Annotated in this window: 12 protein-coding genes; 2 read left to right on the forward strand and 10 right to left on the reverse strand. The window is 62.1% G+C overall.

Going from position 1 to position 14,341, the window contains the following annotated elements:
* Both KA184_19380 and KA184_19385 read left to right on the forward strand, forming a co-directional pair.
* Nucleotides 1–495 (forward strand): dihydrodipicolinate synthase family protein (locus KA184_19380; protein ID MBP8131746.1); only part of this gene is annotated, 495 nt, incomplete at its 5' end.
* 39 nt (nt 496–534) lie between these two features.
* The gene (locus KA184_19385) at nt 535–1,797 is read left to right on the forward strand and encodes a hypothetical protein (GenBank protein MBP8131747.1); all 1,263 of its coding nucleotides are present in this window, start codon (nt 535–537) and stop codon (nt 1,795–1,797) included.
* Between the two features lie 401 nt (nt 1,798–2,198).
* On the opposite strand, the gene KA184_19390 is transcribed toward KA184_19385, so the two are convergent.
* The 10 genes from KA184_19390 to KA184_19435 form a co-directional block, all read right to left on the reverse strand.
* Nucleotides 2,199–4,454, reverse strand: coding sequence for a hypothetical protein (locus KA184_19390; protein MBP8131748.1), 2,256 nt, complete (start codon nt 4,452–4,454; stop codon nt 2,199–2,201).
* Nucleotides 4,455–4,572: 118 nt separating this feature from the next.
* Nucleotides 4,573–4,764 carry a hypothetical protein gene (locus KA184_19395; protein ID MBP8131749.1) on the reverse strand — a complete coding sequence of 64 codons (192 nt, stop codon included), beginning with the start codon at nt 4,762–4,764 and terminating at the stop codon, nt 4,573–4,575.
* 33 nt (nt 4,765–4,797) lie between these two features.
* Complete coding sequence (locus KA184_19400) at nt 4,798–5,772, reverse strand: nitronate monooxygenase (protein ID MBP8131750.1); 975 nt, start codon at nt 5,770–5,772, stop codon at nt 4,798–4,800.
* 195 nt (nt 5,773–5,967) lie between these two features.
* Nucleotides 5,968–7,173, reverse strand: a complete 1,206-nt coding sequence (locus KA184_19405) for an aldo/keto reductase (GenBank protein ID MBP8131751.1) — start codon at nt 7,171–7,173, stop codon at nt 5,968–5,970.
* 65 nt (nt 7,174–7,238) lie between these two features.
* Nucleotides 7,239–7,538, reverse strand: coding sequence for a hypothetical protein (locus tag KA184_19410; protein MBP8131752.1), 300 nt, complete (start codon nt 7,536–7,538; stop codon nt 7,239–7,241).
* A gap of 21 nt (nt 7,539–7,559) precedes the next feature.
* Nucleotides 7,560–9,203 (reverse strand): 4Fe-4S dicluster domain-containing protein, encoded by a 1,644-nt coding sequence (locus KA184_19415; GenBank protein MBP8131753.1) that lies wholly within the window; start codon nt 9,201–9,203, stop codon nt 7,560–7,562.
* 19 nt (nt 9,204–9,222) lie between these two features.
* A complete protein-coding gene (locus KA184_19420; protein ID MBP8131754.1) occupies nt 9,223–10,263 on the reverse strand; it encodes a DUF362 domain-containing protein in 1,041 nt (346 codons plus the stop codon).
* Nucleotides 10,250–11,350: a hypothetical protein gene (locus tag KA184_19425; protein ID MBP8131755.1), complete on the reverse strand. Its 1,101-nt coding sequence runs from the start codon at nt 11,348–11,350 to the stop codon at nt 10,250–10,252. Before KA184_19425 ends, KA184_19420 begins: the two co-directional genes overlap by 14 nt.
* Nucleotides 11,351–11,596: 246 nt before the next feature.
* Nucleotides 11,597–13,510 carry a VCBS repeat-containing protein gene (locus tag KA184_19430; GenBank protein ID MBP8131756.1) on the reverse strand — a complete coding sequence of 638 codons (1,914 nt, stop codon included), beginning with the start codon at nt 13,508–13,510 and terminating at the stop codon, nt 11,597–11,599.
* A gap of 205 nt (nt 13,511–13,715) precedes the next feature.
* On the reverse strand, nt 13,716–14,341 hold a 626-nt coding region (locus KA184_19435), incomplete at its 5' end, for a hypothetical protein (GenBank protein ID MBP8131757.1).

A 14,341-nucleotide genomic window follows, 5' to 3' on the forward strand; every position in this document is an offset into this window, starting at 1 on the left:
GTCGTGCGCGCTGTTGCCGAGGCAGGCCGAGATGACATAGCGCTGTACACTGGCAACGACGATAATATCCTCATCGATTTGGTGACTCCTTATCGCTGTGCCACAGGAGCGCGCGTGGTGGAGCGCCGCATCGTGGGCGGACTGCTCGGGCATTGGGCGGTATGGACGCGCACGGCGGTGCGGCTATGGCTGGATTGCCGCAAAATTGCCCAGGCGGGCGGGTCGGTTCCCCGCGAACTGCTGACAAGAAACGCCGAAGTCACCGATGCCAACGCGGCTTTCTTTGACGCGGCGAACGGGTTTGCGGGGTGCATAGCCGGGCTCCACGAGGTGCTCCGCCGTCAAGGACTCCTGAAGAATATCTGTTGCCTCGACCCGCGAGAAACGCTCAGTCCCGGGCAGCTTGAGGAGATTGACCGGGTTTACGCAGGATATCCGCACCTGAACGATGATGATTTCGTTGCGGAACACCGCGACGCTTGGCTGAGCGATTGAGTACATCGCATGTCTTTCATCAACGCGGGAGAACAAAACATGAAACACCGGGCAGATGGGGCGATGGAACGCCGCACATTCTTCGGCGCATCGCTTGCGGCGGCGCTGGCCGCGCGGAGCGCGTCCGCCGTGAAAGACGCGGCGCCGCAAGCCCGCGAGGAGGATAGAGACATGCCAGAGGTTTCGTACTGGATGCACGGGTTCGGTGGAGACCCCAAGACTACGGCGGCGGCGTTGAAAGAAGCGGGTTTCGATATAGTCGTCGCGGGAGGAGACGTCGTCATCGCGGCCGTGAACGAAGCAGGCATGCAAGCGTGGCTCTGCGGCGGCGCGTTCGGCTACGGCGGCCTCGAAAACGAAGACAGCCACAAGGCCGTGGATATCCTCGGCGAAACGCAGGTCTGGTTCGGCTCGGGCTCGCCCAACGACCCGGAAATCCGCGCGGCGAATCTGAAATCATACGAGAGCATGGTGGCCACACCGGGCGTGACGGGCATCCTTGTCGATGGCTGCCGTTTCGCGTCGCCCGCATCGGGCCTGCGCCCCTTCTTCACCGACTTCTCCGAGCACTCGGAACGGAAAGCGGCCCAATCGGGCTACGATTTCGGGCGCATGAAGCAGGATGTTCGAGTCTTGTTTGACCTCGTCGCCGGCCTGGGCAAAGGCTGCGCGCAAGGCGCGGTGTGGCTGACCAGCCCGGCTGGCGTTGTCGAATGGCTGACGCTGCATCCGGGGGTGCTGGACTGGCTCCGCTTCCGTCGCGCATGTGTTACCGAACACTTCCGCGATATCAGCGCGATTATTCACGGCGCCGGACTGCGGATGGGCGTCTACATCTTTACGCCGTCGTTCGCGCCCCTGGTTGGGCAAGCGTATGTTGACCTCGCGGAATTTGTTGACGTATTCGCGCCCATGATCTATCGCAACTACCCCGACCGGCCCGGTCCCGCATGCTTGAATTGGGAGTTGATGGTGATTCCCGAGGAACTGGGGCTGACCGGCAAGCCGGAGGAGGCCACCGTGATGGAATTGATCCTGTCCTGGACCGGTCTGGCGGATGTCGTGCCGTCGCGGTCTATCGAGGAGGTGCGCGCCGCCGTGCCGCCTGAGGCTGTGGGGCGCCAGACCGCCATGGCGCGCGCACAGTTGCCCACGGACAAGGAGTTGGCCCCGATCATATACATCGACGACCCGGATATGGCCAAAACGGCTGCGCTCGTGCGTGATAACGGTGCTGACGGGATCAACTTCTTCGTTTTCAAGGAGAATTGGCGGGAAATGACCCGGCCTGCAATGCCTTGAAGAGCGAACTGCGTTGCGGTCGAGGCATCCCGCTACCCGCGCCTTCGCTTCGAAATGGCCTGCTTCTCGAAAGAACGCAATTCACGCTTAAGCATCAATCAAGATTATACTTGTGAGCCGCTTCAAGCTCTTTGTTTTTCAAGGCATAGCCGGTTTGTCCGGCCATTACACGCACAAGCGGTCGCCGGTTGCGCACTTACCGGAGAAGCAGGCGTGAACCTCCTTCTGGACCGCCAGCGATTCTTTGGTTTCTCCCGTATCGGACTGAATCACGCGTGGAAAGACCTGGTCGATGTCAACCGCTATTCGTATCATTCAATCCGCCAATGCTCATCATTTTCCTGCCATATTGTCCTCGAACGGGCACGCGCCGGTGCAGCCGGACATCCCACCTCGCGCCTTTACTCTTGCAGCCACCCGCTCAACATTTCCTCGCAGTTGACGACTTTCGCGGCGAGGTCCATGGGTACATAGAAGTAGTGGTTAGAGGCTTCGAAGCCAAGTCGGGAATCACGCATCCGCAGTCTATGCAGGCGCAGCGCCAAGTCTTTCTCATTGCGGACGATTTGCCGCAGTATTCCGGTTAGAGCAACCGTATCAGCATTGGCGTCCGCGGCAAGGAGCGCGTCCCGCGCAACGACGAAGCGGGACTGGTTCTCGACGCTGCGGAAATGGATGGCACATGCGTCGGCAACGAGCATTTCTTCTTCGAGCGCCACGCGTGCCTGCGGGGCGACGTCCAGCGCCGCCGTGTCGCGCTTGAGCGCGTCGAGCGCCTGCTCGAAGCCGTCCGCCACTTTCTTGAACTGCTCAATGAATACTTCCGCGGGATACACGGACCGCCAGCTCTGGAGGTCGTCATAGGGGAATCCAACCATCGTGGCCGCGTAACCCGTAGGCTCGCTCCATAGCGGATTCGCGGGGCCCATCTGTTGCGGGCCGGAGTACACGGTGCCGCCATGATATGGGTATTCCTGAAATGCTTTGCTGAACGCTTTCCATGCGGCAACGACATGGGGCGCGGGCGCGGGCCCGAAACGGCGCTCGGCCACGGTTCGCAGCACGCTGTCGACATCGCCCGCGTCCGGCATGCCCATGGCCGCATAGGCTTCAAGGTTCGGCGACGGGCAGCCGCCGAGGGTCCAGCCGAGCATCAGGCCGTCCACGCCTGCCGAGCGCAGATTGGCGGCGTGCTGGGCCACGTTCTCCAGCACGGGGATATATGGCACGGACGAGAGTTCCCACGTGTTTCCGGCCTGCACCTTGGCGACGCATTTCAGCCCGCGTTCGCGCGCCCAGGCCCAGTGCCGCGTAGCGCGCGGGCCCGGCCCGACCACGGACAGCGAGTATTCGCCTACGGTCGTGTCTACGCCGCCGCGCGAGATAGGGATGCTCCACTCGCTCACGCTCATGAAGGCCGTGTCTTCGGGCAGATTGCGAATCATCGCCTGCGCCTTGTCATCGGGCCAGCCCCAATCCCAGGCGATCAGCCTCGCGCCGCTGCCGGCTGCACGGATGCCTTCGAGAATGACGCCATTGAGTTCCGGGATGACGGTTTCCGGGCCGCGAGGCGCGCAGCGGGGGCATTCCGCGCCGCGATGATGGGACCAGCAGTTTGTCAGGTTCTCGGACGCGGTGATGGTGAAGAACCCCGCAAGGTCTGGCGCGGCGCGGCAGATTGTCGCGACGGCGTCACGCAGGTAATCCCGGACATCCGGCGCACTGGTGCACATCGCGGCATGGTCGCCCTCCGCGACGCCGCGCAATTCGGGATGAACCTCAAAGAACGGAAGCGGCATTGCGCGCGGCTCGTTCAAATACAAGTACACGCCGATACCGTGCTGTTTGGCGCGCGCCGTGAGTTCCTTCAAGTTGCTCAGGCGTTCTTCCCAGCGCTCGCTCAACGACGGGTCCCACGGGAACGGCGCAAGCTTGTACAAGACCGCCTGGAGCCAGACGCCGTCCACGCCGGCCTGCGCGAGCCGGGCCAGATAGCCGGCGGGATAGGCCGGGGTCTTCGTTTCGAGAAACGGGTCGCCGTACAGCATGAAATAGGATGAACAGTACCGCGGCTGGAAGCGGCTCTCCCCCGCCGGTTCCGCCGCGGGTTCTGGCATTTCCGAAAGCTCCCGGACGAAACCGAACATCGGTTCGGCGGGACCGGGCAAGCCCTCGGGGAATTCCCGGGCGACGACCGCTGCAATTTCGGCTTCCCGGGCGCGGACGGCTTCGTCCGGCGGCGCGTAACGCAGTAACGCGCATTTCGGCTTAAGGCTGCCGAGTTTGATGTAAAGAAAATCGTCCTCGCGCAAGGTGTAGGCAAGCTTCTCGGGGGTCCAATCGAGCAACTCCAGGAGTTGTTCATAAGGCAGCAGGTGCCAGTTACGCCGGATGATTGTGATATACGAACGGAGCCATTGATCTTCGGAGACCTCTGGCGGACCGCTCAGGCCCATGCGGCGGCCAAGGTCCAGCACCTCGCCGCTGTTCGAGTCGAGCACGGCCGCCATGCGGTCGACGGGTACGAGCCCCCAGTTGAGCCAGACGAAGGCGTGCAGACGGTCCGGAAATCCCGGAATGGCGACCGGTTCCGGCGCAGAGCCCACCGGCAATTCAACCGCATGCAGCATGGTCAATCCGACAACTGCAAGAAACATGGCATGAACTCCCCGTTACATGGCCTGCAAACGCATGGTCATATCGCCAAGTCTCACACGATACTCGCACGAGACCGCAAAGTCGATTTCGTACTCCCGGGTGTGCCGGGCAATCTCGTCACTGGAACGCGCCGGCCACGAGCAGGACTTCCGCGCCCGCGGCCAGCACCATGCCTCTCGGACCGCGTTCATCCGGGAACAGGGCCGGGCTGTGCGGCATGGCAGCCGTCTCGACCTTCCAGACAATCGGGGGGTCAAGGCTGTCCACGGAACCCGCAAGACACAAGATGATTGCGAGACATTCAAGCATTGCACGGTTCCTCGTGCAACCGCTCCCTCCGCGTCATTCCTTGAACACGCGCCCAAGCTGCGCCAGCCGTTCCCGCGCTTCGGCGATGATGTCGTCAATGATCTGTTTGCAGGTCTTGATTTCGTGGATGCGCCCGACCACCTGCCCGCAAGCGATGGTCCCGGCGTTGACATCGCCGCTCAGGTAGGCGTCACGCCCCACTTTGCCCGCGATGATGGGCAGCAACTCCTCCAGAGTGGCGCCCTCGGCTTCCAGTCTCGCCACCGTGAGCGCGGCCTCGTTCTTGATAATGCGCGCCGCATTGCGGATTGAACGCTCGACCACGACCGTGTCCGTTTCCTTCGCGGCAATCATCCATTTCTTGAAGTTGTCGTGCATGGGGCTTTCGACCGATGCCATGAAGCGAGTCCCCATCAGCACGGCGTTCGCGCCCAGCGCGAGCGCGGCCACGAGGCTGCGCCCGTCGCAGAATCCGCCCGCCGCAATCACGGGCACGTGCAGTTCTTCCGCGGCCTTCGGGATGAGAATCAGCGACGGCACGTCGTCCATGCCGGGGTGCCCCCCGCACTCGAAGCCCACAATCGTCACGGCGTCCACGCCGATGCTCTCCGCCTTCTTCGCGAAGCGCACCGCCGGCACCTTGTGAATGAGCTTGACGCCCGCCGCGTGCAGCTTTTGCACGTAAGGTTCGGGGTTGCGGCCCGCCGTCTCCACCACGGGCGCCCCTTCCTCGCACACAACGTCCATGAAGGCGTCGGTCTGGTCACCGGGCATGAGCACGGGCAGCATGGAAATGTTCACTCCGAACGGCTTGTCCGTCATGTCGCGGGCCTTTCGGATTTCCGCGCGCAGTTCCTCCGGGTAGGCGAACGACACCGCCGTGATGAAGCCGCAGCCACCGGCGTTTGACACGGCGGAAACCAGTTCCGCCTTCGCAAGCCACTGCATTCCCCCCATGAGAATCGGGTATTCGATTCCAAGCATTTCGGTAATACGCGTCTTCAGCATGACAAGATTCCCTCCGGTTGCGTGCGATGCGCGGCCAAGGAGTGCGGACCCTTGCGCCAGATTTGCGGGTATTAGACGGACCCGCGGCGTAAAATGCAATGCGACAGCGAAGAATGCCGCCCGGACAGCCGGCGAACCGTCCGGGCCGCTCCCGTTCTTATTGCGTATCAGGGCGATTCCGGCAAGCGGCTGAACTCAGACGGACAGCAGCTTCCGGGCCCGCTCAAGCCGCCTGCGGATGTCGATCTGCTGCGGACAGGCCTTCGTGGCGTCCGCGAGGTCGACGTAGTCGAAATCCCGCTCTTCGGGCTGCAGGGACCGATAGAGCTTGCGGGCGCTGTCACACTCGTGATAGCTCTCGTAGTACATCAGGTAGCGCATCTGGTCCGCGATCCGCAGCTTGCCCGGTACGCGCGATTCGCACAGGTGATTGCAGCCGTTGCAATAGTGTTCGGAGGTCAGCGCGGCGAGCCGGTGCAACTGCATGTACTCGTCCATGGACAACTTCACCGGCGATATGGCTGCCGCGGTGTTCTCCATGACGTGCTCGACGCTGGACATCTGAGAACAGACCGCGTCGATGCGGTCGTCAGCCCAAACGGCCTTCAACTTCGCCTGCGTCAGCGTGAAGTTGTCGGACCGGAACGGTACGATCTCCTCCGCGTCGTCGGGGATCGCGGCCAGCGTCTTCATCGCCACCAGGCCCAGACCCTTGCTCTTGGCTGCGTCAATGGCGCGGTTCAACTCGACGTTTCCGTACTGGCGGAAGTTGTAGCGAAACAGAACCACATCGACGCCGCCCACTTCCGCCGCTTTCGTCAACATCGCCGGCACGGACCCGTCATGCACCGAAATCCCGAAGAATCGTGTCTTGCCGCTCTTCTTGAGGTCATCGGCCATTTGAATGAATTCAGGTTCCAAGTAGCGCTCGTGATGGGCCATGTGGATATAGAAGAGGTCCACGTAATCCATCTCCAGGTCAGCCAGGCACTTGTCCAGCTCTTCTTTGAACCGCTGCGCCGAGGCCTCCTCCACGCTCAGATAGACCTTTGTCGCGATGAAGAGCTTCTTACGGTCGGCAATCTGGCGGTTGAACACAGCCACGGCCTTCTGCGCCAGACCATCCGCGTACATTTGGGCGGTATCGATGTAATCGACGCCCATCTGGAAACAGCGGTGGAGCCTCTTGTCGTACTTCGGGTCCATGGTCTGGCAAGTGCCCATCTGGAGGATGGGCAATACTTCGCCGGTCGAGCCCAGGGGCTTGCGCGGCACCTTGCCCCCGGCGGGGGCAGGCACCTGTCCTGCCGCTCCGTCCGCGGCGCCCATCATGCCCAGTCCCATACCACCGGCCACGGTCCCACGAATGAAATCGCGCCGCCCCATGGGTCCTGTCTTCATGCTCATGGTCTCCTTGTTTCTCGTGTTTGACTGCGTCATTCCGCCCAATCGGCGGGCGAGAACCGTCAAGCGCTCAGTACGCGCCGGGCTTGCGCCAACCGCTCCGCGATGCGAATGCCCTGCGGACATGCTGCCTCCGCCACGTTCAGGTCTATGCCTTCGAAGCCACGCTCTTCCGCGCGCAGCCTGCTATAGAGTTCCCTGGCCCGCTCCGTCTCGCCGTAGCACTCGCGATACATGAGATACCGCAGCGTGTCCGCGATGCGCAGCGTGCCACGCGCTTCGCTCCCGACCGCGCTTGCGCCCACGCTGATGCCCGCGGCCTGCTTCATGAATCCGCGCCGCGCGATGCCGTCCCTGTTCATGCTGCGCACCTTGCCTCCCCGTCAGCCTGTAACCTCACGATGTTTCAAGAGCAACTTCCGTTCATCCGACCGGCTTTCCCCCACCGCCGTAACGTACACGGCGCGGTCATCCCGGACGGGGCATTCGTTCTGGCAGATGCCGCACCCGATGCACAGGTCCGGCACGATAAAGGGCTTGTTCAAGACTACGATATTGCCAAAAACGTCCTTGGTCTCGACGTCTTTAGCCTGGATCGCCTTGGGCGACACCGGGCACACCTCCTCACAGACGACGCAGGGGATTTCCATGGCGTGCGGCAAGCATCGCCCGACATCGTAGAAGGCCGTGCCGAGCCGGATCGGGCCCTGGCCGGCGTAAGCGCCTTTGCCCAATTTCTCCTCGACGGTAATCTTGCGGATTGCGCCTGTCGGGCACACCTCCGAACACAGGGTGCACTTCAACTGGCAGTGCCCGATATCGAAGTTCATTACAGGCGTCCAGAGCGCCTCGACGCCCGCTTCCTCGAACGTGGCCGGCTGCAGCACGTTCGTGGGGCACGCGTTGATACACTGGTCGCACTTGATACACTTGGCAAGGAACAGGCTCTCTTCCACGGAACCGGGTGGCCGAATCAGCGCCCCGGAGAAGTTCTTGTCGGTATTTACGCCGTGGTTCTTGATGAAAGGATACGCCAGCACGCCCATGATGGAAGCAAAAACCAATTTCCGGCGCGAGAGGTCTGGCGCGGCTTTCACCTGTTTTGTGTCCTGCCGCAGCATGCGGAACGACAGGGCGTCCTCGGGGCAATCATCAATGCAATTCATGCAGGAAAAGCACTCGCTCTGGCGCAGGATGCTTTGCGGGTCCGAGGCGCCTTCGCAGCGCGTCAGGCACAGATTGCAGTCTGTGCATTTGTGCACATCGCGGTTGATGCGGAACAAGGCGAAACGCGAGAACACGCCGAGCAACGCACCGAGCGGGCACAGCACGCGACAGAAGAACCGCGGAATGACCGTGTTCATCGCCACGAGCCCGAACAGGATCACGCCTATCCAGAACGAGCCGACAAAGACGCGGCGTTCGACACCAGGGCCGAATTTCAGATTGTCGAGCCACAGCGTGTCGAGTTCGAGGCTGCCTGCCGCCTCGGAAACCTTGTCGATGCCGAGGTCCGCGGCAGGGGCCACTACGGTGGCGAATGTGCGGTACATGAGGCAGATCGGGTCGAGCAGGCCGACCTGCAGCGCGCCCATGGCCGCCATGAGGACGAAAACGATGAGAACGACATATTTCAGCGCGAAGACGGGCCGGTACCGGTTATCTTCGATGCGTTTCTTGCCCGTCCCAACGTTGAACAACCAGCCGACGAACTGGTGCAGCGTTCCGTAGGGGCAGACCCAGTTGCAGAATACGCGCCCGAACAGCAGGGTCAGCGCAAGCACGAGCAACCCCCAGCCGAGATACCGGTAAATGCGCCCCGTCGAGAGCATGGTCGCGAGCAGCACGAGCGGGTCCATCTCGAGCAGGCGCGAGACCGGGTAACCACCCAGGCGCGACGTCCATGTGGCCCAGACGGAAAACAGGAACACCAGAAAGAAAAACGCCTGCGACACAATGCGGATATTGGTGATGCGCAGGGCTTTCCTGAGCGAAAAACCTGTCAGGTACTGATTAATCCTGCGCATTTGCGTCACCCATACTGCTCTAGCCCGCAATTTCCTTGGTTCTTCCCAGCCAATCGACGCGGCCTGCGCCTTTGGCTTCCGCCTTGTACAGGTATTCGGGATAGTCCCGGCCCCGTTCGAGCAGGTGCTCGAATGCCCACGCGTCCGACGCGACGGGGTCGAGGCTTGCCAGCACGGCGTCGCCCTCCTTCACGTTCGAGGGATCCCCGCCGGTGGGTCCGTTCTTCATCAGCACGCGCGTTCCATCGAGAATCGTCAGCGTCGGGCGCATCATGATCGCCAGGTCCGATACGATGCCGTGGATGTCCTGGTGGAACTGATTACGCGTTCCGCCCAGCAGACCGTACCAGTTCTTGAGGCCCATCGAGGCGCTGCACAGGTTGTGGTCCTTGACCGGGGCGAGGCCGATGACCTTGTCCACGTTGGTGAAGGGCCGGTGAAAGAACCACCAATCGCGGATCAGCTCCGCGTTGGGCGTGTGCAGCATCTTGAACGCGTTGGAATCGGGCAGATACACGCGGCCGCCGGACCTTTCCGTGGCTTCGCGGATGCGGCTCTTGGCGAAGCAGTCCGCGGGCGATTCGATGGGGTTGTCGGCCACGCGCACTTCCTGCGCGCCGCAGTCCACGAGCAGCATGCGTACCAGCGCCTCGAGCAGTTCCGGGTTCGACGTTGCGCCCAGGTTCGGCGACCGGTCGAAGGCAACGTTGGGCTTCACCAGCACGACGTCGCCGCGCTTGATGTAGTGGCCAAGCCCGCCTACGGCATCCAAGGCGCGCCGGAGTTTTTCCACGGGCGGCCCCTCGCGCCCGATGCCCACGTCAAAAGCGCCATCGGGCTTCTCCACGTGATAGTCCCGCAGCGTGAACGGCTTGAGCACCGGCCGGCTGCGCAGGCCCCTCGAATCCTTGAGCGAAAGGGGCCAGTCCTCCGGCGCGGCCGCAAGATATGCCACGGCGCCGCCGATACCGCCCGCAGTCAGGAGGCGTCCCACGAAACGGCGGCGCGTCAGCGGCGCCTTCTGGTACTCCGGATGCCGGATATCCCTATGCTGCGCCATCCAGGACTCCTGCAAGTGTGTCGTTATATTCGCGGGCGACGGCTTCGCCGGGCGCGTTCTCCACCCCGAAAACGTACCGCCCGCGACGGCTTAACGCCAGAAACGTCTCGAGGTACGCATGCTTCATGAGCACGGAATCCTCACCTTCCATGACAACAGCGTAGTCGAACTTGTTATTCTCGACCAGCTTCGCGAACAGGGCCGAGGCGCCGGCGTCGTCCGCGTCCAGATGCACGAAATACCGGGCATCCGGGCTATCGGGCGGCACGCCAAACCAGAAATCCTGGGCAAAGCCAAATTGAAAGACGTCCGACTTCTCGTAGGCGATTGCATCGAAAGGCAAGCCCAGCCCGTCGGACAAAACCTTGTAGGGGACGGGGACAGACGTTTCGCCCGACCCGAGCGGCGCGACCGATTCGATAATTTGCACCGCCTTCTCGCGGATGACCGGGTCGCTGCTGGTCCCGCTCAGTTTCAGATAGTATGGCCCGAACAGGGCAACCGCGCCCGCATCCGTCGCGTAATAGTTCGCCGGCCCGAGCTTATCCGTGGCTTGCTCCGGGTCCCGCTGCGCCGCGAAGATGCCCAGCGCATTCTCAAACGCGCCCATGTCGTACAACTCGACGCTGATTTCCTGAGCGCCGTCGGGGCTGGCCAGCGCGAGGTAATGGAGCATCTGAAAACCGAAGGCCAGATACTGCTCCGCCGCACCGTTGATCTTCTCGTACAGCTTTTCGGGATCGAATTCCTGCAAGCGGGAAGAGGGCGTCCAGCCGCCCGCAAGAACCGCATCCGGGAACAGCCCCAGTTCCGGCGCGGCTGCGGCCGCTGCCGTTGCGGCGCCCGGCTCGACCCATCGCTCGACCGGCGCATGATAGAGCGTATCCGCGACCGTGTCCCGAATGAGCACATCCATCGAAATATCGCGTTCGGACGGGTCATACGCGTCCTTGCACGTCGCAAACCATGCGGCGGCAAGGGCCAAGAGCAGAAGAAGACCCACACTGCAAGCCGCTTCGCCCGCGGAGATGCGCTTGCGGAAGACCTTCCTTTTCCGGTTGTTGAATACACGCTCCTTGCTTGCCAAGCAGGGACACCGTCCTTTCTCCCGGCGCGCGGCTGCGTATCGCCTCGCCATCCACCGCAGACGCGGCGCCGCGCCGGCCGCACTGAAAACCAACCTGTGTTCGCATGCGCCGCGAAACTGTAACGAATCCGGCGTTGGGGTGCAAACGGAACCTCAACCCAACAGCATTACTCGCAAATAGGACTGCTCTGAAGCGCATCGGGATTCACGGTGCAAGGGACTGTGACTATTGGGGATAACGTCAAATCACGGCCCCATGGGATTGCGCAGATAGTAGAGAAACCCGTCCTCCGCGCCAATCAGCAGGTCGGGTACGCCATTACGGTCCCAATCCACTGCGGCCGGGCAGGTGTCGTGTCCCGCCAGGACACGGCTGTCCAGCATCCCTTCGTTCCGGAAAACCCATGGGTGTGCGGCATCGCCAACGTTGCGCAGGAAATCGATGTTCTTGCCGTCGACCAGGATGTCGATTCTTCCATCACGGTCCCAATCGGCCATGCAGAACTTGCGGCGGCCGCTCTTGCCCGCGCGCCTGTCATTCAGGCGAAGCGGCTCCAGAGATTCGTTGAGGAAGATACGTTGCGGCGGAAGCAGCAGCAGCGTTTCGCCCTGGCGCCGGCGCTCGAAGTAAGCCAGATAACCTTCGGTGTCGAGCATGACAAGGTCGGGCAGGTTATCGACGTTCAGGTCAATGACGAACGGCGTCGTGCGCCATTGCGTTACGAGTTCGCGCCCTTCCGGATTCCACCAGAGCCATTCGGGCTTTGGCGTTGGACCGCTCCAAGCGACCTCGATGGGCCGGGCCGCTTCGAGCATGGGCGCCGTGCGGGTCCCGGTGCCCCTGTGCCACAGCACCTTGCCCCAGATGCTGTTCAGCACGATATCGAGCAGGCCGTCGGCGTCCCAGTCGCACACGTTGAGCACCGTATAACCCCACTTTGCCTCGGCGGGACCCTGAATCGAGCCATTCGGCCCCGCCTGGATGTGGATGGTTTCGCCGCCGGCCTGCAGATAGACGGGCGGCGCGAATTTCGGCGGATTGCCGCCGTCGCGGTTCTCGACGAAGTTGATGTAACCTGCCGTGTCGCCCGAGAACAGGTCTTCGTCGCCGTCGGCGTCCCAATCGACGGAGAATGGCGTGCAGAGGACACCGATCTTGACTGCATCCGCTTCCTGCTGAAAGAAGCGCGGCGGCAAAAACGCGGGCATGCCGTTTTCAGTCGCGCCCGTGTGCTCGAGCAGCGCGACGCGCCCGTCCTCCTGGCCCACAATGAGGTCCGCGTCGCCATCCTTGTCCCAGTCGACGGCGATGACCTGCAGCATTTCGAGGTCCATCGCGATGGGCGCGCCTTTGCGTTCGAGACGGCGGCCCGCGGCGTATGCCGGCGCCGTCCGCGTGCCGGTGTTCTCAAAATAGGTAAACTTGTCGAGGAACTCGCCGCAGATGAGGTCGAGGTCGCCGTCCGCGTCGAAATCGGCGAAATTCGGCGACGGGCAGCCAAAGACGTCAATGGGCCTGCCTCCCGCCATCACCTGCACGGCGGAGGCGTATGCGGGCACGTCGTTCGCGCCCTCGTTGCGGATGAAATAGACGTACCCGTGCAGCGGCTCATGGGTCCATTCACCTTTCTCGTTATAGGCGTCGTCCCAGCCGTAGCCGCGCCAGTCGCTGACGCCCACAATCAGGTCAATGACGCCGTCGCCGTCGTAATCGCAATACTTCCACTGGTTCGCGCGCCCCGCGTAGAAGTCTTGCTGATACGGCAGTGTCTCGGGACGGTCCAGCGCGGACTTTCGGAAATTCGGAAAGACCTTGTTCGGGACCATCACGTATGGCGTGTCGCCCACATACGAGACCGTCATATTCCGTTCGGGTTTACAGACGCGGCGCGCCGCCTTGAACACCGGAAACCGCACGTCTCCCTCGGTGTTTTCGAAGAAGTAGACGCCGTTGTACGGCACGTCCGGCGTCGCCACTACCATGTCGAAATCGCCGTCCGCGTCATAGTCCATCGGTAACGGATGCGCCCAAAGACCTACGCCCAGGTCGACTACGAGACCAGGCTGGTTGTAGAGGATGCGCTCCAGTCTTGATTCGGTGGGGAATGCCGTTGCTGACGCAGATAGACAAAGCACTGTCAGAAGAATTCGAAATCCCATGGACTGGAACTCCCTCTTTGAGCTTGAGAGACACAATACGCATCGTTTTCGCTTTGTTGGCGATTGGGCCGGGCTCGCGCTTGCGCAGATTGCGGCATCCCCGGCGCCACGACCCGAGCCACACACGCCATGAAGAAGACGATAGCTCACTACCTGCCAGGATACAAATTGAGTATTGTGTTCCCGGGATTGCCCTGTCAACAGCCTATGCGGACTGAGCGGTAATGAAATCACGAACGGCATCGGCCTGAGGCCGGTGACCGTCAATCAGCACGGCGGCCAGGATGGAATAACCGGATAGCCGTCCCTTTTCGACCAAGCCGGCGATGCTCTCCATCTGGCGCGTGACTTGGTCAACGGGGATGGGCGCGGCCTTGGTGTAGTCGCGCAGGTACACGCCCATGACGATGGGTTTGCCCGGAAAGAGCGCCTGGCACTGGTCAACGTACTGGGGCATGTGCGCGATGTTTTCCGACATCCAAATCCACAGAGTCACAACATCGATGTGCGGGCGCATGCCGGTCCAGAAATCCAACTCCTCCAACTCGTGGGTGTAGACCACAGTCCAAAGTTTGAGTTTGGGGTTCAGGTTCCGGATGGCGGTGCGAATGTCGCCGAACTCCGCCGGGCCGTACTCTGAACTCTTCATCAACCCCAGGAGGTCGTCGCAATAGACGCCCGTCACTTTCTCGAACTGCCGGGCCAATCGCGCGACGTTTTCTCCTTCGGTCCGCACCGTCACGGGGTCGCTCTTGGGTTTGCATGCGGGCCGTCCGTCCGCGTTCCACTCCCAACCCCATTTACTGATATCGCAGGTGACTTCGTCGTAGT

The organism is Candidatus Hydrogenedentota bacterium, from assembly GCA_018005585.1.
Classification (GTDB): domain Bacteria; phylum Hydrogenedentota; class Hydrogenedentia; order Hydrogenedentales; family JAGMZX01; genus JAGMZX01.